The sequence below is a fragment of the Brachybacterium sp. UNK5269 genome, assembly GCF_049266655.1.
Lineage (GTDB): Bacteria > Actinomycetota > Actinomycetes > Actinomycetales > Dermabacteraceae > Brachybacterium.
The window spans coordinates 2,866,796-2,886,585 of record NZ_CP184883.1; the positions used below are offsets into that span (position 1 = coordinate 2,866,796).

A 19,790-nucleotide genomic window follows, 5' to 3' on the forward strand; every position below is an offset into this window, starting at 1 on the left:
CCGCCGTCTCCGCTGCCGGCCCGCCTCTTGCCGTCCGAACCCGGCGGGTATCTCATGGAGCCACTGCCCCGATGCATCACCCGGAGTTCCCGATGGAGAAACGCACGCCGACACCGACCACCGCTGGCCTGGACTCGTGGTTCACCGGCGCGGTACTGATGGACGCGATCCGGGGGCTGCGGGACGGCTCGAGGGTGGTGATGAACCATGTGCACTTCGCGCCCGGGACCCGCACGCACTGGCACTGCGCCCTGTGGGCCAGACGCTCTACGGGACCGACGGGGTGGGCCTCGTCGCCACGCGCGCCGGTGAGGTCCTGACCCTCGAGCCGGGCCGCACTGGACCTGTCGCCTTCGCCGTTATCCGGTGGTCGGCTTCGTCGATGCCGGCCCCGATTCTGGCGAAGCTACTGCTAGAGTCCACGTCATGCGAATGGCGAAGAAGCCGTTCGAGGTGCGGAACGATGTCAAGGCGGAAGACTGCACATCACCGTGGGCGACGCAGCCCGCGTCGCCCCACCGACATCCATAGTCCCGAAGGAGCGAGTATGGCCCTCAGAAACGACGTGTGCCCGCGGCAGCTGCATCCCCCATTCGCGACGGCGCGAGGAGGCCTCCCATGGCCGGCTCCCACCGCATGAGGCGCCGAACCTTGGCCAGCGCGGCTGTGCTTGCTGCGGCTACCGGCGGACTTGCTTCGTGTGGAGGAACCCGCGGAGGACGCGAGGAGGTGCGCTTCACGTTCAGCAAGCGCGAGGCCATCGACTTCATGACGGAGGTGGTCAACGACTTCAACACCTCGCAGGACCGGTACTTCGTCGAGCTGGACACGTCCGGTCCCGACGTCATCTCCGCGGCGTTCGTTCGTGGGAACCCCCGGACCTGATGCTCGCCAACTACAACATGGAGATCTCCCGGTTCATCCAGCGCTGCGCCGTGAGCGATCTCAGCGATACCGCGCCGGCGACCAAGATCAACCCGGATCTCATCCCCCTGGTGGAGCAGTACGGCATCTGCGGGGACCAGGTCTCGGCGATCCCCTACTCGGTCATGGCGGCGTCGGTGATCTACAACAAGGAGATCTTCGCCGAGCATGGTGTAGAGGTCCCCACCACCTGGACCGAGCTGCTCGAGGTGTGCGACACGCTCAAAGCCGCCGGGGTCGATCCCTTCTACGCAACGTTCGCGGACCCGTGGACGGTCAACCAGGGCTGGGCCGACTACACGATCGGCGGATCGCTCGAGGTCCTGGAGTTCTTCGACGCGATGTGGGCCGCGGGCGAAGACGTCGGCCCAGACTCCCCGGTCTCCTTCGAGAAGGACTTCTTGGAGCCGCTCGAGAAGATGCAGCTCCTGGCGACCGAGTACACCAACGCCGATGCCAACGGTCGCACGTACGACTTCGGCAACGTGCAGTTCGCGAGCGGGAACGGCGCCATGTACCTGCAGGGCCCCTGGGCCCTCACCGAGCTTGCCAAGACCTCGCCCGATCTCGAGTTCGGGAGCTTCCCCCTGCCCATGACGGACGACCCTGAAGACCGGAAGGTTCGCGTCAACCTTGACCTCGCCGCGATGATCCCCGTCGACGCCAAGAACCCGGAAGGGGCACGGGAGTTCATGGAGTACCTCTTCGAAGAAGAGCGGATCACGGCGTACAACGAGTCCCAGCTCGGGTTCGTGCCCCAGACCGGCGGGAAGCAGCCTGACGACCCCCGTGTCGAGGAGATGATTCCCTACTACGAGAGCGGCCAGATCTACCAGGGGCCCGGAGTTCTCATCCCGAGAGCCATCCCGACGGAGAACTACATGCAGTCGGTCGCCATCGGTGACGATCCGAAGAGCATTCTGCGGACGATGGACGCCGATTGGGCGCGTCTCGCGTACCGCCAGCCAGCCCCCGACGCGGAGGTCGACGAATGAGTACAGCAACGAGCTCAGGTCCGCGTGCTGTGAAGGCCAACCGCTCGAGAAGGAAGGTCGAGCCCCTCTACTACCTCCTGCTGTTCCCGGCGGTCGCGCTCTTCACTCTCGCCATCACGCTCCCCGGCGTCGTCGGGATCGTGTACAGCTTCACGAACTCCATCGGAATCGGCGAGTGGGACTTCATCGGGTTCACGAACTACATCGCGGCATTCCAGGATCCGGCGATCCTGTCGTCGTTCTTGTTCACCTTCGGGTTCGCGCTGTGCACGGTGATCGTGGTCAATGTGATCGCGCTCCTGCTCGCGATCGGCCTGGTGTCCCAGATCAAGTTCAAGACCGCGCTGCGCGCCGTCTTCGTGATCCCGATGGTGATCTCCGGCATCATCATCGCGTACGTCTTCCAGTTCCTGTTCCACAACTCGCTGCCCGCTTTCGGGCAGGCGACCGGGATCGGGTTCCTCGAGACCAGTTTGCTCGCCAACCCCGATCTGGCCTGGGTGTCGATCGTCATCGTCACGGCGTGGCAGTCCATCCCCGGCACCCTCTTGATCTACATCGCTGGGCTCCTCGCGATCCCCGGCGACGTCTACGAGGCGGCCAGCATCGATGGCGCGTCGAAGGTGCAGCAGCTCCTGCGCATCACCCTGCCACTGGTCTCGGGCTACGTGGTGATCAACATCATCCTCGGCTTCAAGAACTACCTGAACGCCTACGACATCATCGTCGGGCTCACCAACGGCGGTCCCGGCACGGCGACGAGGTCTGTCGCCATGACGATCATCGCAGGCTTCAACTCCGGGGACTACTCCTACCAGATGGCGACGGCCACGCTCTTCTTCATCGTCTCCGTGATCCTCGCCGCCCTCCAACTCTCCCTCACTCGCGGAAGGAGCTCGTTCTGATGGCTATGCCTGTCATTGTTGACGATGGGACTGGCGCAGATCAGTCTGCCACCGGAAGCAAGAAGCCCACAGAGAGCCGCAGCAAGCCGGGGCGGTACAACAAGACCGGGACGATCGTGCTCATCCTGTGCTCGCTCACCGTTCTGGTCCCGCTCTACGTGACCGTCTCGATGGCGTTCAAGAGCGGCACTCAGGCGGTCGACGGAAACGCGTTCTCCCTGCCCAATCCCTTTAGCGTCGACAGTTTCGTTCAGGCCTGGACGCTCACCGATGCGCCGGTAGGGTTCGCGATCTCGGTGTTCATCACGGCCTGCACCGTGGCCCTGACGATCCTCATCGCCTCATTCGCCTCCTACGCGATCATCCGCAACTGGGACCGCCGCCTCTTCAAGTACTCGTTCTTCTACCTGCTCGGTGCGATGTTCATCCCCTTCCCGGTGGTCGCGCTCCCGCAGATCCAGCTCACCGGAAGGGTGGGGCTCGACAACCCGTTCGGCGTGATCCTCCTGGCCACGATGTTCCAGCTGAGCTTCAGCGTGCTGCTCTTCACGGCGTTCCTCCGCTCCATCCCGATCGAACTGGAGGAGAGTGCCCGAATCGACGGAGCGAGCACGTGGCAGACCTTCTGGAAGCTCATCTTCCCGTTGCTCGCTCCGATGAGCGCCACCGTCGGCATCTTCGCGTTCCTCTACGCGTGGAACGACTTCATGATGCCGTCGCTGATCATCTCTGATCCGAACCTGCAGACCATCCCGGTGCGGCAGTATCTGTTCCAGACCCAGTTCAGCAGTGAGTACAACGTCGCGTTCGCGTCGTACCTCATGGCGATGGCCCCAGCGATCATCGTGTACCTGTTCGCGCAGCGCTGGGTCATGTCGGGCGTGACGCAGGGCGCCGTCAAGGGCTGATACCGGCGGAGTCCTGCTCCTCGCCTCCCTCATGTCCCCCGCCTGCTGAATCGCCTCCCCCACGGCGTTCCGCCACCGCGTGACCCTGGCACCGTTCATCAGCGGCATGCTCTCGTGGAGCATCTCATCCACGAGGCGATGACCTGGTCAACGCGGGTGGCGGCGGCGAGCGCGACCACCGTCCGGGCCTCCAAAGCGTCGAGGCATCGTCACCCCACCCCCCCCACTCGTGATCCGGAGGACCCCATGGAGAAGCTCGTCCGCACACCCACGTCCGCCGGCCCGGACGCTTTCACCGGTGAGGTGCTCGTGGACGCCATCCGCGGGCCGCGGGACGGCTCCCGGGTGGCGATGGCCCATGTGCATTTCGCCCCCAGCGCCCGTACGCGCTGGCACTGGCATCCGGTGGGCCAGACCCTGTACGGGACCGACGGAGTCGGCCTCGTGGTCACGCGCGGCGGCGAGGTCCTCACCCTCGAACCGGGCCGCACTGTATGGATCCCGCCGTACGAGGAGCACTGGCACGGCGCGCTCTCCACCTCCCTGATGGCGCACCTCGCCGTGCAGGAGGCGGATGATGACGACGAAACCGTCACCTGGCTCGAAGCCGTCACCGACGAGGACTACGCGCGGGCGAACGCCATGGCGGACAGCGCCTGAGCGCCACGATCCGCACTCGGCGCACGCCCGCTTCGGGGACACGATGTGTCCTCCGACTGCGGAAAGCTGGTCATCGCAGATCCGCCGACCGCCACCACGGCCCCGGGAGCCCCCATGAGTGCCACCGTTCAGATCACCTTCGACGCCCACGACCCGCGCGCGCTGTCGCTGTTCTGGAAGGACGTGCTCGGCTACGTGCATCCGGGACCGCCCGGGATCGAGCTCGCCGACGGTGAGGACCCGCTGGTCGCCTGGGACGACTTCCTGGCGCGCAGCGGTGTGCCCGCGGACCAGCGCAACCAGGCCTCCGCCCTGGAGGACCCCGACGGCGCCGGCCCCCGACTGTTCTTCCAGCAGGTCCCGGAGGACAAGGTCGCCAAGAACCGCGTCCATCTGGACGTGCGCGCCGCGCCGGGTGTGAGCGGGGCCGAGCGCATGGCCGCACTCGAGGCGGAGGCCGAACGCCTGGTCGCGCTCGGTGCCGCCCGGCTCGTGCGCCACGAGCCGGAGCCGCCGATGAGCGACGGTTTCCTGGTGATGGCCGACCCCGAGGGCAATGAGTTCTGCCTGGACTGAGCGCGGCGCGCTCCAGCGCCGTCGGCCCCCCGACATCAATGGCCCTCGACCCGGGCGGGCCGGTCGCCGATACTGGGGACCACCGCACCTTCACCAGGAGGCCGTCATGGTCGACGCCGACGACGCCCGGCTGGCGGCCCTCGTGCTGCGCGCCCGCAGCGGAGAGCTCGCCGTCCCCGAGGGCGGGCCCCGCCGCGCCCGCCAGACCCGCGCCGAGGCGCACGCGATGCTGTTCACCGCCCTCGGCGACCTGCCCGGCAGCGCGCAGGAGGACCTGTTCGGTCCGGTCGTCCAGCGGGTGCTGTACGTCTACTACGAGGAGGGGCCCACCCTCGTCGGCACGGTGCTGGACCCGCCGGTCTCCGTGCACGCCCCGACGGCGAGCGGCCTCGAGGGCAAGGTCCGCGAGTACGTCGCCGAGCACCGCGGGGTGGTGGAGGCCGACGTGCACGCCTTCGGCAAGCGGGTGGACCGCGACATCGCGCTGGGCATCCTCACCGCGCTGTTGGAGGACTCTTCCGCCGGGTCCGGCCGACCCGGCAACTGAGGCGGCCCGCCTGCTCCGGCCGGCCCGGCGGCCGAGGCGGCCCGCCGGCTGAGGCGCTCCCGCGCCGGACCCGGTGCTCGCCCGCTGGGCCGTCGGCCATGCCCGGGCGGGACCCGGAGCGGTCAGCGGCGGCGCAGCAGCAGGACCGAGTCCTCGATCTCGAGCGTGCGCCCCTCCCGGACCACCGTGCGCGGCCGCTGCTCGGCCACGCGCACCTCGAAGCCCTCGGGCACCGCGGGCAGCAGATCCGCGGCGAGGAACATCGCCTGCTGGTGCTCCGCCGTCGGCGCCGGATGATCCGGGGTCGGGGCGTGCCCGACGACCAGCAGATGCCCGCCGGGTGCCACCGCCGCGGCGAGGCGCTGCAGCACCTCCGGCATGGCGCCGGCTGCCGGGTGGAGGTAGTGGGTGCTCACCAGGTCGACGCCCGGCGGGTCGACCGAGAGGGTGCGGGCGTCGGCCCGGCGCCAGGAGGTGCGCGCGGCGACCCCGGCCTGCTCGGCATGCTGCGCCGCGCGGGCCAGTCCGTTGGCGGAGAAGTCGACGCCGGTGACCGCCCAGCCCTGCTGCGCCAGCCAGATCACGTCGGCACCCTCCCCGCAGCCGACGTCGATCGCCGTGCCCGGGGTGAGTCGCGAGGCCTCGGCCATCAGCTGCGGGTTCGGGGCGCCGCTCCAGTGCCGGCCGTCCCCGGCGTAGCGCTCCTCCCAGGACTCCGGCTCGAAGTACCCGCTGGGGTCGGCGTCGGCGTGCTCGTGGTGGGGGCGGTGCACAGCGGAGGGGCGGGGGGCGCGGGAAGTCGACATGGCTTCACGATGCGCCGCGGACGGCGGCGCGGCAAGCGGCTTGCGCGCGCGGCATCGCAGAGGGCGCCCGTCGTGCCCCTGGCGCACGGGACGGGTCGGCCCGCTCACGTCAGGGGCCCGGCCGGATCCCGGTGGAGGCCTCCCCGGCGGGCTACGGTGGTGACGTCGGGACCCACGCCGGGCATCACCACGGGAGGACCACCATGCCCACTACGATCGCCGAGAACGTCCTGTCCTGGGCCAGCATCCTCGATGAGAAGACACGGGCGCAGGCCGCGACCACCGCCTTGATGCCCTTCGTGACCCCGCACCTGGCGCTGATGCCGGACGCGCACCTCGGCATGGGCGCCACCGTCGGCTCCGTCATCCCCACCGAACGCGCCATCATCCCCGCCGCCGTCGGCGTCGACATCGGCTGCGGGATGATCGCCGTCCGCACGCAGTGGAGCGCCGGCGACGTCCGCGCCGCCGCTCCCCTGTCTCGCCTGCGCAGGGGCATCGAGCAGCGGGTGCCCGTCTCCGCCGGCGTCTACAACAAGCGCCTCACCGACACCGCGAGGACGCGCATCGCCGAGCTCGAGGAGCAGTGGCCGAGTGCCGGCTCGCCCGACACCTACGCCACGACCTGGCGCCAGCAGCTCGGCACCCTCGGCGGCGGCAATTACTTCATCGAGATCACCGCCGACGAGACCGACACCGTCTGGGCGTTCCTGCACTCCGGCTCCCGCGGCGTCGGCAACAAGATCGCCCAGCACCACATCAAGGTCGCCCAGGCGCAGGCGAAGAAGAACCGGATCGACCTCCCCGACCGCGACCTCGCCTACCTCGAGGAGGGCACCACCGAGTTCGAGAAGTACATCGCCGAGCTGCGCTGGGCGCAGGACTTCGCGCTCGCCAACCGCGCCGAGATGATGGACCGCACCGTCGACGCCCTGGCGGAGCACATGGGCGCGCCGGTCGAGGCGCGGGAGACGATCCAGTGCCACCACAACTGGACCGATCAGGAGCAGCACGGGGGCCGCGAGCTGTGGATCAGCCGCAAGGGCGCCATCCGTGCCCGCGTCGGCGATGCCGGGCTGATCCCCGGGTCGATGGGCACCGCCTCCTACGTGGTGGTGGGCAAGGGCAACCCGGACTCCTTCGACTCCGCGCCCCACGGCGCCGGCCGGGCCTACAGCCGCTCCGCGGCGCGGAAGACGTTCACGGGTGACGATCTGCGGACCGCCATGGCCGGCATCGAGTACCGCGACTCCGACGCCTTCATCGACGAGATCCCGGCGGCCTACAAGGACATCGACCAGGTGATGGCCGACGCCGCCGACCTCGTCGAGATCCGGCACACGCTGCGCCAGCTCGTCAACGTCAAGGGCGACTGACGGCGACGCACCGGGAGGCTAGTTCCGCAGGTTCGCGAAGGGGCGGCGCCCGAACTGCGCCGTGAAATCGGCGATCATCGCCGACTCGACGGCGGCCGGGTCCGCGGCGGTCTCCTTCCAGCAGACCAGCAGCGACTCGCTCTCCTCGAGCTGCCAGACCAGGCGCCCACCCCAGTGGCCGATCGGCTCCCCCACGCCGAAGCGGCGGAACTCCTCCAGACGCTTCCGCAGTCCACGTCGGCCGCTCTTCCCGCCGGCGGCCTTGCCGATGTACACGACCTCGGCCCCTGCCACCCACTCCGCCTCGAGCCGCTCCCGAGGGACGCTCGGATCCTTGCGCTTGAACCGCCCTGCCGGGCTGACCGGCAGGAAGGCCGGTGCGTGGGAGCACTGCCGAACGATGACATACACGCCGGGCGCGGCAGGGACGTCGGAGACCGGCAGGTCGGCGAAGCGCACGAACCCCGTGAATCCAGCGCCGGTCAGGCCGTCCCGAGTCCAGTGCATGCCTCATCCTCCTGCATCCGACGTCGCGAGTCCCGCAACCCCGGCGAGCCGTCCCCAGCCGGCGCCAATCCGAACGGACCGCGGCTCCGAAGTACCCCTCGGGCGCAAGTGTGCCGGGCCCCACAGGGCTCACACCTTCCGATTGCAACGAGTTTCAACTAGTTTCTCTCGTGGGCCTACGACGTGAGAGGGATTGGCTCGCCCCGCTCGACCGCCCAGCACGACACGCCCCTCATCCAGCCGGAGTCCCCGATGACCGTTCCGCCGCTCGAGCTGTCCGACCGCTACCGCGACGCCCTCACCCTTCACGTCGACGACGCGGGGCTCTGGGTGACCTGCACCAGCGGGGACCAGGAGGTCACGGTGGGTCCGCTGGCGCGGGAGGCAATCGCCGACTGGCTGGAGGCCGGAGCAGAGGCCGCCTAGATGTGATGTCCAGGGAGGTTGGTCAGTCAAGCAACTGGTGGCTGGCCTCCGATAGCGGAGTGGGCGCGGTGGTGATTGTAGAAGTGCAGCCAGTCTGGCAGGGCTGCGTTGCGCTCTGCCGTTGAGGCGTAGAACTTTGCGTAAGCCCAGCCGTCCCCGAGGGTGCGGTGGAAGCGTTCGATCTTCCCGTTGGTCTGGGGCCGGTAGGGGCGGGTGCGTTTGTGCGTGATGCCCAGCTCGGCGCAGGCGTCCCGCCAGGCATGGGAGCGGTAGCAGCCCCCGTTATCCGAGAGCACCCGTTCCACGACGACCCCCCGAGCAGCAAACCAGGCCCGGGCCCGTTGGAGAACACCGACCGCGGTGGCGGCCTTCTCGTCGGTGCAGATCTCCGCATAGGCCACCCGGGAGTGGTCATCGATCACGGTGTGCACGAACGCGGTGCCGATCCGCGGGTTCCCCTTCTCGGTTCTACCGGTCCTCAGCGCGGTGGTTGCCTTGTTCCTGTCGCCCTGGGCCTTGCCGACGTAGCGCCAGCCGCCGCCATCGGGGATGTTGCCGAACTTGGTGACGTCGACGTGGATCAGCGAGCCCGGATGGTCGTGTTCGTAGCGGCGCAGCGGTTCACCGGTGACCCGGTCGATGCGGGAGAGCCGGTTGATCCGGCACCGCACCAGCACCGCATGCACGGTCGAGGCCGGGATCCCGAGCCGGCCGGCGATCTGGACCGGGCCCAATCGGTGCCGCCAGCGCAGCGCAACGATCCTCTTGACCACCCCGGGCGCGGTCTTGGCCGGACTGGTCCGCGGACGGGAACTGCGGTCGGCCATCCCGGCCTGTCCCTCGGACCGGTAGCGGTCGGCCCATTTCTTCGCCGTGCGGGGCGCGACCATGAACATCTTCGCCGCGGTCGCGTAGGTCCACCCATCCTCAACGACCAACCGAGCCAGCCTTAGACGTGTGCGAGGAGTCAGAACAGCGTTAGCGTGGGACACGAAGACCTCGGGTCGGTGAAGCGGTGAACTAGACAGCTCCACTCCACTACCGGGGGTCTTCCCTTGTCACTCTGACTCACCGCCTCGCGGCAGGACAACCTCCCTGGACATCGCTGGTAGCCATCCAAAAGGACCATTGACTAGTCGATGTCAACAGTAAGCCAACCGGAAGGCCCGGCCAGAGTGTCGCCTATCCATGCAGCAACTCACCGGCCAGGCATCGTTAGATGCTCGTACACGCATCGACCGCGGGCTTCGCGCTATCATTAGCGCATGGACACCCCGCTCGATGCTGCCTCGACGACCGCCGGGGCACTCTTCTCAGGGAGCACTTTCAGCGTTCCCCAATTCCAACGAGAGTACGCCTGGGATAAGGAAGAGGTTGAGGAGTTTTTTTTCGATCTCGCGAGAGCACTCAATGATGAGTCATACTTCCTCGGCTTAATAATTGTCACCGGCGAAGGCGCGACAAAAGACATAGTAGATGGCCAGCAGCGCATTCTCACGATCACGCTCTTGGCCTCCATCCTATACAATGAGGCGCTGAAGTATGAAAGAAAAGCGCTAGCCGATCGTCTTCGAGCCAGCTTTCTTGTCTCCATTGACTTCCAGACGGACAAAGAACAGCCTCGAGTAACGCTATCGAGCAAAGAAGACAACGAATCCCTGCAAAGAATAATTGCTGGGGAATCCATTAGCCACTCCGAGGCCAAGGATTCCACGAGCTCGCTCCTCGCCGCCGCATACACCACATTGGAGAAGCGCCTCCGCGAGGATTTGCAAGGGGACCCGTTTAAGCGGCTCGGAATCTGGGCGGACTTCATGACGAATCATCTCTATCTGGCGCGCTTTGTTCACCCTGACCCCGGTTCGGCATATCGAGTATTTGAAGTAATCAATACGCGCGGGAAGGAGTTGACTACTGCTGACTTATTGAAAAGTTATGTGCTTAGCCAAACCCCCGCAGTGAGTAGAGAGAACCGGTATTCACAGTGGAGTGCCATTGCGCGTGTTTTCGGTGCCGATAACCAGACGTCACTCGTGCAGTTTATTAGACATGCGGTCACAACAACGCATGGCCATGTCCTCCCCCGGGATCTCTACGATGTTCTAACCGCGAGGAATGGGTCGGCCAGTATTCCTGTTAGCCCAGGTAACCTTATTGAGCTTCTCGGCCAGAGTCTGCCGATATATCGACAGATGATGGACCCCACCGCGGATGGGCCAGCCTCCGATGTACAGCTCGGCGTGTTTTCCATACTCAACAGGTTGGGCATTGTCTCTGTACGGCCCATACTGCTGGCCATGAGCGAGACCAGTAACAGCGATGCAGGCTTTAAAGACTTGCTTCGCCTCGTCGTGCGGCGCGTCGTTGTAGGGAGTCTTGGAACCGGCAATATTGAAAGACGTTTCGGCGTCACCGCCCGGAGAATTGCCGTCGAGGGCCGCTGGGAGGATGCTCTTAAAGATCTCAGCGACCTAAACCCGGATAGGAACGAGTTCGCCGAAAGAGTCCACCATCGGTCGATGAACAAGAACACATTGTCAGTTATTCGGGAGTCAGTCCTGGAAAACACGGTGACCCCCGAAGGCCGCGGGAACCTATTTTTTATCAAGCCGCGGACCGCCGACTGGTCGAACGTCGCCGAAGAGAGTGTCACCTACTGGGTTTCGACAATCGGCAATACTTTTCTAGCAGATGAATCTCGGCGGCCCATGGGGAGTTCCACATGGCGCGGGTTTATTAACTCACTAGCCCCGTCAGGAATATCGAGCGAATGGACGACTGACATTCTGTCACATTCAGACTGGACAGCCGAATCGATAGACGAACTTGGGGCAAAAATGTCCGCTCGCGCGGCTGAGGTTTGGTATGACTGACCTCGGCTCCAGCTCCGACCGTTCGCAAGACGCGCTCAACCGGACATTTGCCGTGCTAAATCGCGACATACCATTTCACCCCATTCAACACTTGTCTGACAATCTGAAGCGGGCTCAAGAGTCGCGAACCCTGGCATCAACGAGCCTAAACTTGGACTCCAATGTGGCAATCGGGTTGGACACTAACGCCTTGTTTCGGCTTGGCATGAACGGATCTAGTGGAGCCGACGCCGTTGACTACTTGGCGAGCATCCACAAAGCACCATTGATTATCCCCGGCCAAGTTGCCCAGGAGGTATGGAATAACGCTCTATCTGCCGTGCAGCCGAACGCCAAGAGCCTCAAGAGTGCGATCGACAAGCTTATCTTCGAGGCTGAAAAGCTGGATCGGGACCTTGGCCCCCGCAGCGAGGGGGCCATCGATGCCTCCAGCCAGTTTGCTCAATGGCACGGCGATTGGATTGATGAAAGCAATCAGAAAGCACTGGTTGGGACGCTAGAGAACCTTTCTTCTCGGGCTATCTCGAAGTCCGTATCTCGTACCCGCTTTTCTGCGCTCGCACAGATTCGAAATGACACGAAAACCCCTCCTGGATTCTCGGATCATAACTCCAATCACGGAGACTTTTACGTCTGGGCTGATTTCCTTTATGGCCTTGCCGAGTCCAATCTGGAGGGAGTTCAAGGCGTATTGTTCGTCACAGAAGACCAAAAGCCTGATTGGTCTCGAGCCGGAGTGGCCCACCCTACGCTTTCAGCGGAGATTGAGGCACTTACCGGCCTTCCGTTCTCCCTGTGCTCATTGAAAGGATTCTATCGGCTAGTTAAGGACGCATCGAAGTAGCCTCGCATCTTTCTATGTTTTAGCGATCGACATCCTTCGGAAGAAAACCCCACGGCTCTTTGGTCTTTTCGATCCCTATTTGCAACCGACCTTCGCCATGAGCAAGACAGAGTTTCCTATCCAGGCAGTCCCCAACTTTCGTTTACGCGCACCGAGGCCTGCAACGCAGCGCGAACCGAGGGGCAGAGGGCGTATGGCGTCGGAGCCGCAACGTGAAGCAGTAGCGGAGGTTCTCACGGGGCTACCTCCGGCATCGAGTGTGTCCTGCATTTAAGAACGCTCGCCTACGTCCATGTCGCCCGGCACAATTCTCGAAAGCCGCCTATTGGAACAACCGCGATATATGTGGAACAGCGTCCGCCGATTGGCGCTGCAGAGAACTTCCGAGCTAACCGATGCATTGTTGGACGCCAAGAATCTCAGCGTCAACAGTGAGCAGTCACGCTTTGCCAAGGTGTAGGTCTGAGCAACACCTGCCGAGCCAAACAATCCCGGTGTCGTTGACTGGCATGGTGATCTTGTTGTTGGTCGCGACGATTGAAGACCTCGGCTATGCCTCGACACTCAGGTATCCGCAACGTCTTAGGAGTGCAGGGGGGCACTTGCTGCTGTCGTTCCTCGCCCGACCCAGCACACTAAGTCGCGTTGCTGTCAGCGTCGCTGCCATCGGCCTCATCGAGGCGGTCTACGGAACCAGAATCATGGCTCCGACCTGGTGGGCCCGGTGGGGATCGAACCCACGACCCGCGGATTAAAAGTCCGATGCTCTGCCGACTGAGCTACAGGCCCGTGCCCGCCGAGCGGGCCCGTCCATCGTACCGGCGCACCGCACCCACGCAGAACGCCGGGCGGCGGTCCGAGACCGCTGCCCGGCGCACATCGGCGCGAGACCCCGCTCAGCGGCTCGGAGCCGCCTCGCGCTCGTCCTCGTAGTCGCTGACGTCCTCGTGCTGCCAGACCTCGACGTTCTTGATCTCCGGCAGGTCGGAGGCCAGGAAGATCGGGTCCAGGCCCTGGGCGCGCTGGGCGTTGTAGTGGCGCAGCAGCTTCAGCGACGTGGGCAGCAGGATCGCGATCACCACCATGTTGATCAGGGCGATGAACACCATGCTCACCCCGGCGATGGTCCAGGCGAGGTCCACGGCGATCACCGAGCCGATGAACACCAGCGCCACCACGGCGGCGCCGAAGGCGAGGTGCCAGCCGCGCTTGTCGGTGAGGAAGTGCATGTTCGCCTCGCCGTAGGAGAAGTTGCCGAGCACCGAGGTGAAAGCGAGCAGGAACATGATCGCCGCGAGCAGGATCGCGGACCAGCCGCCGAGGTTCGCGGACAGCGACTCCTGCACCATCACCAGGCCCTCGCCGCCGGCGGAGACGTCGGGGAAGGAGACCAGCACGATGAAGGCGGTGATCGAGCAGATCAGCAGGGTGTCGAAGTAGACCCCGAGGGTCTGGACCATGCCCTGCTTGACGGGGTGGCTCACCGAGGCGGTGGCGGCGACGTTGGGGACCGAGCCCATGCCGGCCTCGTTGGAGAGCATGCCGCGCTGGACGCCGTTGACGATCGCGGCGCCGATGCCGCCACCGATCGCAGCCTGCGGGGTGAACGCCTCGGTGACGATCTGGGAGAGCACGCGGGGCAGCTCGCCGAGATTCATGCCGACGATGACGATGCCCAGCAGCAGGTAGATCGCCGCCATGATCGGGACCATGTTCTGGGCGACCGTGGCCACGCGGCGCATGCCGCCGAAGACGACGCCGGCGGTGAGCACGGCCAGCAGCACGCCGAGGGCGATCGGCAGCCAGGCCAGGCCCTCGGGATCCGTGTAGACGGCGACGGCGTTGGTCACGGCGTCCACGATGGTGTTGGCCTGCAGCGAGGTGAAGGCGAAGGCGAAGCAGAAGATGAACAGGATCGCGAAGAACACCCCGAACTTCCGGCTGCCCAGGCCACGCTGGATGTAGAAGGCGGGGCCGCCCTTGTAGGTATCGGCCGCACGGGTTTTCCACAGCTGCGCGAGGGTCGACTCGACGAAGCTGGCGGCGCTGGTGAGCAGGCACATCACCCACATCCACAGCACCGCCCCGGGCCCACCCAGGAAGATCGCACCGGCGACGCCGGAGATGTTGCCGGTGCCCACGCGGGCCGCGGCGGAGATGGAGAACGCCTGGAAGGCACTGAGGGACTTCGTGCGCTCGCCGGCGTCTCCGCCGCCGCGAACCTCCTCGCGCTGGGCCCGCTGGGTGAGGGCGCCGAGCATTGCGGGGATCATCCGGAACTGCACGGCGCCGGAGCGGATCGTGAAGTAGAGACCGAGGACCACGACCACCGGCATCCCGGCCCACGTCCAGAGCCAGCCCTCCGCGTTTCCGAGGAACTCGTTCAATGTTTCGAGGGGGTTCATGGGCACGACGGTAACGACTGCGGGCTCGACCGGCGTTCGATCCGGTCGTTCGGCGGGGCACCCTAGGGCCTCCCGCCCGTGTGCGCGACTTCGTGGCCTGACTCGCCTCGATGTGACGTACCCCATGATCAGCCTTCCTGTGGCGGCAGAGAGCGCCGTTCGTGGCGTGCATCGCCGCAGGTCGTCACACATGAGGCGGGGTTGTCCGACAATCTGCTCGTCGGATGCCCGACGATCACAATCCGGTCACGACACACCGAGGAACGGGCCCGACCACTCGGCTGGGGCTCCCTCGTCGTCGCGGTTCTCGTTAGCGTTGGGCCTTGTGATGGCACCGTTGACGACCCTGTCCGAGAACCGCCGCTCCACCGTTTCCCCGTCGTCGGCCCCCGTCGGCAGCGCCGATGACGGGCTCGAGATCCGCATTCCCGTCCACCGCGACGGCGCCGCCATGTGGCGCATCGCCCGCGACAGCGGGACCCTGGACCTGAACACCTCGTACGCGTATCTGCTGCTGGCCCGGGACTTCGCCGCCACCTCGCGCCTCGCGGTGCAGGACGGCGAGGCCGTCGGCTTCGTGCTCGGCTACCGCCGCCCCGATGCCCCCGACCGCCTCTTCGTCTGGCAGATCGCCGTGGACGAGTCCCAGCGCGGACGGCGCATTGCCGCTCGCCTGCTCGACGCGCTGGTGGCGGACCTGCCGCAGGTGCGGATGCTCGAGTCCACCATCACCGAGGACAACCTCGCCTCCCAGCGCCTGTTCGCCGCCTTCGCCGCGCGCCACGGCGCCGCCCACCGCATCGAGCCGCTGTTCGAGCAGGGCGACTTCCCCGATCCCGGCCACCAGGCCGAGCAGCTCCACCTCATCGGCGACCTCCGCGCCGCCGGCTGATCGCAGCCGCACCGCCGCGGCATCCCGTGGCGGGCGCTTCCGCGCGCCCGCAGGCCGCTGACCGAACCCATCGCACACCACCCCAGGGAGATCTCATGACCATGACCGCACCGATCGAGAAGACCACCACCACCGAGCGCCGCGACCCGGTCGAGCTCGAGTCGCAGGTCCGCAGCTACTCGCGCAGCTGGCCCGCCGTGTTCACCCATGCGAAGGGCTCGATCCTGACCGCCGAGGACGGCCGCGAGTACCTGGACTTCTTCGCCGGCGCCGGCACCCTGAACTACGGCCACAACCACCCCGAGCTGAAGCAGGCCGTCGTCGACCACTTCCTCGAGGACCGCGTGGTGCACGGCCTGGACATGTTCACCGACGTGCGCCGCGAGTTCCTGCAGTCCTTCGACGAGCGGATCCTGCAGCCCCGGGGCCTGGACTACAAGGTCGCCTTCCCCGGCCCGGGCGGCGCCAACGCGGTCGAGGCCGCGCTGAAGCTGGCCCGCAAGGTCACCGGGCGCGAGTCGGTGGTCAGCTTCACCAACGGCTTCCACGGCATGACCCTCGGCGCCCTCTCCGTCACCGGCAACTCGATGAAGCGCGGCGGCGCGGGCATCCCCCTGGTCCACGCCACCCCGATGCCGTACGACGACTACTTCGGCCAGGTCGTGCCCGACTTCATGTACCTCGAGGCCCTGCTCACCGACGGCGGCAGCGGCCTGAACAAGCCCGCCGCGGTGATCGTGGAGACCGTGCAGGGAGAGGGCGGCATCAACGCCGCGCGTGCCGAGTGGCTGCGCGGCCTCGCCGCGCTGTGCGCCGAGCACGAGATCCTGTTGATCGTCGACGACATCCAGATGGGCTGCGGCCGCACCGGGAAGTTCTTCAGCTTCGAGGAGGCCGGCATCGTGCCGGACATGGTGACGCTCTCGAAGTCGATCAGCGGCTACGGCCTGCCGATGGCGCTGACGCTGCTGAAGCCCGAGCTCGACATCTGGGAGCCCGGCGAGCACAACGGCACCTTCCGCGGCTTCGGTCCCGCCTTCGCGAGCGCCACCCGGGCGTTCGAGCTGTTCTGGAGCGACGACGCGCTCGAGCAGTCCACCCTCGCCAAGGGCGCCTACGTGGAGGGCCGCTTCAACCAGCTGGCCGCGCGCTTCGCCGAGCACGAGCTGGTGGTCAAGGGCCGCGGTCTGGCGCGCGGCCTGCAGATGCCCAGCGGCGAGCTGGCCGGCGCGGTCACCGCCCGCGCCTTCGAGGAGGGACTGCTGGTGGAGACCTCCGGCCCCTCCGACGAGGTCGTCAAGCTGCTGCCGGCCCTCACCATCCCCGAGGACCAGCTGACGCGGGGCCTGGACATCATCGACCAGACCGTCGCCGAGGCCCTGAGCGCCTGAGCACCCCGCTCCCCCGCACCACCACCCCTACCGGAAGGATCCACCCATGCTCGTCCGCACCCTCGACGACGTCACCGACACTGACGCCGACATCAAGACCGAGAACTGGCGCAGCAAGCGCATCATCCTGGCCAAGGAGGGCGTCGGCTTCTCCGTCCACGAGACCACGCTGTACGCCGGGACCGAGAGCAGGTTCTGGTACGCCAACCACATCGAGGCCGTGTTCATCACCCACGGCGAGGGCGAGATCGAGGACCTCGCCACCGGCGAGAAGCACGAACTCGCCCCGGGCACCCTCTACCTGCTCAACGACCACGACCAGCACATCGTGCGGCCCCGCACCGAGATCCGCTGCGTGTGCGTGTTCAACCCGCCGGTGACCGGCCGCGAGGTCCACGACGAGAACGGCGTCTACCCGCTGGTGACCGAGGACGCCTGAGCGCTCCCGTCCCGCAGCGATCGGGGCCCGGCCGGACGAGCGTCCTGCCGGGCCCCGTGCTCATCCGGGTGCGGGTCAGGCCTTGCTGCGGCGGACCAGCAGCAGGATCACGCCGAGGGCGAGCAGCACGAACCCGAGGAATCCGCCGCCCAGGGCCAGCAGGATGCCGCCGATGCCGGCGAAGATGCCGAGGATCGAGACCGGCGGGCCGACGGCGATGGGGAGGCCGCCGCAGTCGATGCTGTACTCGCCGGCCGCCTCCGCGGTGAAGGAGTGGACCGACACCCAGGTGGTGCCGCCGGCGGTCGTCGTGCTGGACTGGCCGGTGCCCTCCCCCACCGCCGGGCCCATCACGTCGCAGGTCGGCGGCGGGAAGCCCTCCGGGACGTAGATCTGCAGGGAGTCCCCCTCCTCCGCGACGACGGTGCCCGCGCCGGAGGGGAACTGCTCGAGGTCATCGGCGCTGCCGGCCACCCCGCCGATCCCCACCACCGCGAGCACGACCCCGACGATGACGCTGAGCGCCAGGATCACCGAGCCGATGATGATCAGGAGCTTGGGAGCCTTGGACGGCGCGGGGCCCGGCGCCGGAGCGCCCGCCCCGGCCGGGAAGGCACCCTGCGGCGAGAGCGGGTTCTGCGGCGCCGACGACGGCTGGGAAGCGGACACGGGGACCTCCTGAGCAGGGAGAACGGGCATGCGATGAGGTCAGGGTAGCGGTAGGGGGTTCCGGCCTGCACCTCCGCCTAGACTGCCCCGCATGTCCGCTCCCCTGGTCCTGGCCGCCGACGTCGAGACCGAGCTGGTCGAGAAGCGCTCGCGGTTCCTCACCCGGCTGCACCGGGTCGAGTCGGTCGAGCAGGCGGACGGGCTGCTGCGCGCCGCGCGCGCCGAGCACCCCGACGCCCGTCACCACTGCACCGCGCTGGTCCTGGCCGAGACGGCCCAGCGGGCGCTCGTGCACCGCTCCAACGACGACGGCGAACCGGCCGGGACCGCCGGGATGCCGATGCTGCAGGCGCTGCTGCAGGCTCAGCTGGTGGACACCTTCGCGATCGTGATCCGCTACTTCGGCGGCACCAAGCTCGGTGCGGGCGGACTGATCCGCGCGTACACCGCGGGCATCGAGCAGGCGGTCGCCGCCGCGACGCTGCTGCGCCGCACCGAGCTGGTGGTCGCGCAGATCGAGGTCTCCCCGGCCGACGTCGGCAGCGCCGAGAACGCGGTGCGGATCTGGGCCGGTTCCCACGGCGCCCAGGTGGAGCCCACGCAGTACTCGACCCGACGGGCACTGTTGACGGTGCTGGTCGACCCCGCCGACCTCGCCTCCCTGACGGAGGACACGGCGCGGTGGTCCTCGGGCCGCGTCGAGGTGCATGCGGTGGGGCGCCGCACGGCCGACGTCCCGCGCTGAGCGATAATCCTGCGGCCTTCGGCCCGGAGGGTCAGATGACGTCCTCGTAGGCGGGCCCGCCCTCGTTCTCCCAGGTCTCGAGACGCTTCACCTTGCGGCTGGTGAACTTCTGGCGCACGCCGTACCCGGAGACGTCCGTCTCGGGCAGGAACTCGACGCCGAACTCCTCCAGCGCCACGCGCAGTCGGCGGCTCTCGGCGGCGCCGATGCCCCGCCGGCCCCGTTCGAAGCGGCGCAGGCGCTCCACGTCGAGCTCGGCGCGGGCGGCGACGTCGGCCAGGGACACCTGCGCCAGGGCCCGGGCCGCACGCGCCAGATCCGCGGTGATCAGAGGCAGCATGGTGGTCATGGCCCCAGTCTGGCCGACCGCCTCCCGAAGGGCCAGGGGGGCGGGAGCACGCTCCGCGCACGACGACGGCGCCGCCCCGGAGATCCGGGACGGCGCCGTCGTGGGAAGCCGCGAGGCGGCTGCCGCTGTGCTGAGGTCAGACGCGGTTCTTGGTGGCCAGGCCGTAGATGGCCATGACGATGATGGCGCCGATGACCGAGAGCAGGATGGTCCAGAGGCTCCACGGGTTCTCGAGCAGGCTGCTGACGCCGCCCTCACCGAAGAGGCTGCCGATCAGGCCGCCGACGATCGCGCCGACCACGCCGAGGACGATGGTCATGCCCAGGCCCATGGCCTGCTTGCCGGGCATGATCGCGCGGGCGATGAGACCGACGATCGCGCCGATGATGATCCAGGAGATGATGAGTCCGATGAGGCCCATAGTCAGCCGTCCTTTTCGCTTGGGGGAAGGGATCGTGCTCATCCAGTGTGGGGCATCGGGGCCTGCCCTGTCAGGGCGGCGACGAAACCGCAGGTCAGAGACACTACCGTACGGTTTGTGACATGAGCCGGG

The 19,790-nt window shown here is 67.0% G+C and carries 22 protein-coding genes and 1 tRNA gene; 15 read left to right on the forward strand and 8 right to left on the reverse strand.

Annotation, left to right across the window (positions count from 1 at the left end; translation table 11 throughout):
* Positions 1-729: 729 nt before the first annotated feature.
* The 7 genes from ACOJUI_RS13410 to ACOJUI_RS13440 all read left to right on the forward strand — a co-directional run bounded on the left by ACOJUI_RS13410 (position 730) and on the right by ACOJUI_RS13440 (position 5,515).
* A complete protein-coding gene (locus tag ACOJUI_RS13410) occupies positions 730-885 on the forward strand; it encodes a hypothetical protein (RefSeq protein WP_422115444.1) in 156 nt (51 codons plus the stop codon).
* Complete coding sequence (locus tag ACOJUI_RS13415; protein WP_422115445.1) at positions 885-1,919, forward strand: ABC transporter substrate-binding protein; 1,035 nt, start codon at positions 885-887, stop codon at positions 1,917-1,919. The genes ACOJUI_RS13410 and ACOJUI_RS13415 overlap by 1 nt, the downstream gene beginning before the upstream one ends.
* Positions 1,916-2,824 carry a carbohydrate ABC transporter permease gene (locus ACOJUI_RS13420; RefSeq protein ID WP_422115446.1) on the forward strand — a complete coding sequence of 303 codons (909 nt, stop codon included), beginning with the start codon at positions 1,916-1,918 and terminating at the stop codon, positions 2,822-2,824. The genes ACOJUI_RS13415 and ACOJUI_RS13420 overlap by 4 nt, the downstream gene beginning before the upstream one ends.
* 5 nt (positions 2,825-2,829) lie before the next feature.
* Positions 2,830-3,732, forward strand: coding sequence for a carbohydrate ABC transporter permease (locus ACOJUI_RS13425; RefSeq protein WP_422117670.1), 903 nt, complete (start codon positions 2,830-2,832; stop codon positions 3,730-3,732).
* A gap of 246 nt (positions 3,733-3,978) precedes the next feature.
* The gene (locus ACOJUI_RS13430; protein WP_422115447.1) at positions 3,979-4,392 is read left to right on the forward strand and encodes a (R)-mandelonitrile lyase; all 414 of its coding nucleotides are present in this window, start codon (positions 3,979-3,981) and stop codon (positions 4,390-4,392) included.
* Between the two features lie 114 nt (positions 4,393-4,506).
* A complete protein-coding gene (locus ACOJUI_RS13435; RefSeq protein WP_422115448.1) occupies positions 4,507-4,968 on the forward strand; it encodes a VOC family protein in 462 nt (153 codons plus the stop codon).
* Between the two features lie 106 nt (positions 4,969-5,074).
* Complete coding sequence (locus ACOJUI_RS13440; protein WP_422115449.1) at positions 5,075-5,515, forward strand: hypothetical protein; 441 nt, start codon at positions 5,075-5,077, stop codon at positions 5,513-5,515.
* 122 nt (positions 5,516-5,637) lie between these two features.
* Here ACOJUI_RS13440 and ACOJUI_RS13445 read toward each other — a convergent pair whose 3' ends face one another.
* Positions 5,638-6,321 (reverse strand): class I SAM-dependent methyltransferase, encoded by a 684-nt coding sequence (locus ACOJUI_RS13445; protein ID WP_422115450.1) that lies wholly within the window; start codon positions 6,319-6,321, stop codon positions 5,638-5,640.
* 203 nt (positions 6,322-6,524) lie between these two features.
* Here ACOJUI_RS13445 and ACOJUI_RS13450 point away from each other — a divergent pair, with 203 nt between their 5' ends.
* Positions 6,525-7,697 (forward strand): RtcB family protein, encoded by a 1,173-nt coding sequence (locus ACOJUI_RS13450; protein WP_422115451.1) that lies wholly within the window; start codon positions 6,525-6,527, stop codon positions 7,695-7,697.
* Positions 7,698-7,715: 18 nt separating this feature from the next.
* Here ACOJUI_RS13450 and ACOJUI_RS13455 read toward each other — a convergent pair whose 3' ends face one another.
* The gene (locus ACOJUI_RS13455; RefSeq protein WP_422115452.1) at positions 7,716-8,204 is read right to left on the reverse strand and encodes a hypothetical protein; all 489 of its coding nucleotides are present in this window, start codon (positions 8,202-8,204) and stop codon (positions 7,716-7,718) included.
* Positions 8,205-8,456: 252 nt separating this feature from the next.
* Between ACOJUI_RS13455 and ACOJUI_RS13460 the strand changes: the two genes are divergently transcribed.
* On the forward strand, positions 8,457-8,630 hold the full coding sequence (locus ACOJUI_RS13460) for a hypothetical protein (RefSeq protein WP_422115453.1): 174 nt from the start codon (positions 8,457-8,459) through the stop codon (positions 8,628-8,630).
* A gap of 26 nt (positions 8,631-8,656) precedes the next feature.
* Here the strand turns inward: ACOJUI_RS13460 and ACOJUI_RS13465 are convergent, their stop codons facing one another.
* The gene (locus ACOJUI_RS13465; RefSeq protein WP_422115454.1) at positions 8,657-9,622 is read right to left on the reverse strand and encodes an IS481 family transposase; all 966 of its coding nucleotides are present in this window, start codon (positions 9,620-9,622) and stop codon (positions 8,657-8,659) included.
* 273 nt (positions 9,623-9,895) lie between these two features.
* Here ACOJUI_RS13465 and ACOJUI_RS13470 point away from each other — a divergent pair, with 273 nt between their 5' ends.
* The gene (locus ACOJUI_RS13470; RefSeq protein WP_422115455.1) at positions 9,896-11,503 is read left to right on the forward strand and encodes a DUF262 domain-containing protein; all 1,608 of its coding nucleotides are present in this window, start codon (positions 9,896-9,898) and stop codon (positions 11,501-11,503) included.
* On the forward strand, positions 11,496-12,347 hold the full coding sequence (locus ACOJUI_RS13475) for a PIN-like domain-containing protein (protein ID WP_422115456.1): 852 nt from the start codon (positions 11,496-11,498) through the stop codon (positions 12,345-12,347). The genes ACOJUI_RS13470 and ACOJUI_RS13475 overlap by 8 nt, the downstream gene beginning before the upstream one ends.
* Positions 12,348-13,060: 713 nt before the next feature.
* Here the strand turns inward: ACOJUI_RS13475 and ACOJUI_RS13480 are convergent.
* Together ACOJUI_RS13480 and ACOJUI_RS13485 are read right to left on the reverse strand one after the other, a co-directional pair.
* A tRNA-Lys gene (locus tag ACOJUI_RS13480) sits at positions 13,061-13,136 on the reverse strand.
* Positions 13,137-13,243: 107 nt separating this feature from the next.
* Positions 13,244-14,752: an alanine/glycine:cation symporter family protein gene (locus ACOJUI_RS13485; protein WP_422115457.1), complete on the reverse strand. Its 1,509-nt coding sequence runs from the start codon at positions 14,750-14,752 to the stop codon at positions 13,244-13,246.
* A gap of 337 nt (positions 14,753-15,089) precedes the next feature.
* On the opposite strand from ACOJUI_RS13485, the gene ectA reads away from it, so the two are divergent.
* The 3 genes from ectA (at position 15,090) to ACOJUI_RS13500 (ending at position 17,474) form a co-directional block, all read left to right on the forward strand.
* Entirely contained in the window at positions 15,090-15,644 is a 555-nt protein-coding gene (ectA, locus tag ACOJUI_RS13490; RefSeq protein WP_422115458.1) for a diaminobutyrate acetyltransferase, read from the forward strand.
* Between the two features lie 95 nt (positions 15,645-15,739).
* Positions 15,740-17,035: a diaminobutyrate--2-oxoglutarate transaminase gene (gene ectB / locus ACOJUI_RS13495; RefSeq protein ID WP_422115459.1), complete on the forward strand. Its 1,296-nt coding sequence runs from the start codon at positions 15,740-15,742 to the stop codon at positions 17,033-17,035.
* A gap of 46 nt (positions 17,036-17,081) precedes the next feature.
* A complete protein-coding gene (locus ACOJUI_RS13500; protein ID WP_422115460.1) occupies positions 17,082-17,474 on the forward strand; it encodes an ectoine synthase in 393 nt (130 codons plus the stop codon).
* Between the two features lie 75 nt (positions 17,475-17,549).
* On the opposite strand, the gene ACOJUI_RS13505 is transcribed toward ACOJUI_RS13500, so the two are convergent.
* A complete protein-coding gene (locus tag ACOJUI_RS13505; protein ID WP_422115461.1) occupies positions 17,550-18,143 on the reverse strand; it encodes a hypothetical protein in 594 nt (197 codons plus the stop codon).
* A gap of 91 nt (positions 18,144-18,234) precedes the next feature.
* Here ACOJUI_RS13505 and ACOJUI_RS13510 point away from each other — a divergent pair, with 91 nt between their 5' ends.
* On the forward strand, positions 18,235-18,888 hold the full coding sequence (locus ACOJUI_RS13510) for an IMPACT family protein (protein ID WP_422115462.1): 654 nt from the start codon (positions 18,235-18,237) through the stop codon (positions 18,886-18,888).
* A 31-nt stretch (positions 18,889-18,919) separates the two neighbouring features.
* Here the strand turns inward: ACOJUI_RS13510 and ACOJUI_RS13515 are convergent, their stop codons facing one another.
* Both ACOJUI_RS13515 and ACOJUI_RS13520 read right to left on the reverse strand, forming a co-directional pair.
* Positions 18,920-19,237, reverse strand: coding sequence for a hypothetical protein (locus tag ACOJUI_RS13515; RefSeq protein ID WP_422115463.1), 318 nt, complete (start codon positions 19,235-19,237; stop codon positions 18,920-18,922).
* A gap of 136 nt (positions 19,238-19,373) precedes the next feature.
* A complete protein-coding gene (locus ACOJUI_RS13520; RefSeq protein ID WP_422115464.1) occupies positions 19,374-19,658 on the reverse strand; it encodes a GlsB/YeaQ/YmgE family stress response membrane protein in 285 nt (94 codons plus the stop codon).
* Positions 19,659-19,790 lie beyond the last annotated feature (132 nt).

Bases quoted from the DNA above. Each gene is read 5' to 3' on its own strand.
- ACOJUI_RS13415 (WP_422115445.1), top strand. From the start codon at position 885: ATGCTCGCCAACTACAACATGGAGATCTCCCGGTTCATCCAGCGCTGC.
- ACOJUI_RS13420 (WP_422115446.1), top strand. From the start codon at position 1,916: ATGAGTACAGCAACGAGCTCAGGTCCGCGTGCTGTGAAGGCCAACCGC.
- ACOJUI_RS13425 (WP_422117670.1), top strand. From the start codon at position 2,830: ATGCCTGTCATTGTTGACGATGGGACTGGCGCAGATCAGTCTGCCACC.
- ACOJUI_RS13430 (WP_422115447.1), top strand. From the start codon at position 3,979: ATGGAGAAGCTCGTCCGCACACCCACGTCCGCCGGCCCGGACGCTTTC.
- ACOJUI_RS13435 (WP_422115448.1), top strand. From the start codon at position 4,507: ATGAGTGCCACCGTTCAGATCACCTTCGACGCCCACGACCCGCGCGCG.
- ACOJUI_RS13440 (WP_422115449.1), top strand. From the start codon at position 5,075: ATGGTCGACGCCGACGACGCCCGGCTGGCGGCCCTCGTGCTGCGCGCC.
- ACOJUI_RS13445 (WP_422115450.1), bottom strand. From the start codon at position 6,321: ATGTCGACTTCCCGCGCCCCCCGCCCCTCCGCTGTGCACCGCCCCCAC.
- ACOJUI_RS13450 (WP_422115451.1), top strand. From the start codon at position 6,525: ATGCCCACTACGATCGCCGAGAACGTCCTGTCCTGGGCCAGCATCCTC.
- ACOJUI_RS13455 (WP_422115452.1), bottom strand. From the start codon at position 8,204: ATGCACTGGACTCGGGACGGCCTGACCGGCGCTGGATTCACGGGGTTC.
- ACOJUI_RS13460 (WP_422115453.1), top strand. From the start codon at position 8,457: ATGACCGTTCCGCCGCTCGAGCTGTCCGACCGCTACCGCGACGCCCTC.
- ACOJUI_RS13470 (WP_422115455.1), top strand. From the start codon at position 9,896: ATGGACACCCCGCTCGATGCTGCCTCGACGACCGCCGGGGCACTCTTC.
- ACOJUI_RS13475 (WP_422115456.1), top strand. From the start codon at position 11,496: ATGACTGACCTCGGCTCCAGCTCCGACCGTTCGCAAGACGCGCTCAAC.
- ACOJUI_RS13485 (WP_422115457.1), bottom strand. From the start codon at position 14,752: ATGAACCCCCTCGAAACATTGAACGAGTTCCTCGGAAACGCGGAGGGC.
- ectB (WP_422115459.1), top strand. From the start codon at position 15,740: ATGACCATGACCGCACCGATCGAGAAGACCACCACCACCGAGCGCCGC.
- ACOJUI_RS13500 (WP_422115460.1), top strand. From the start codon at position 17,082: ATGCTCGTCCGCACCCTCGACGACGTCACCGACACTGACGCCGACATC.
- ACOJUI_RS13510 (WP_422115462.1), top strand. From the start codon at position 18,235: ATGTCCGCTCCCCTGGTCCTGGCCGCCGACGTCGAGACCGAGCTGGTC.
- ACOJUI_RS13515 (WP_422115463.1), bottom strand. From the start codon at position 19,237: ATGACCACCATGCTGCCTCTGATCACCGCGGATCTGGCGCGTGCGGCC.
- ACOJUI_RS13520 (WP_422115464.1), bottom strand. From the start codon at position 19,658: ATGGGCCTCATCGGACTCATCATCTCCTGGATCATCATCGGCGCGATC.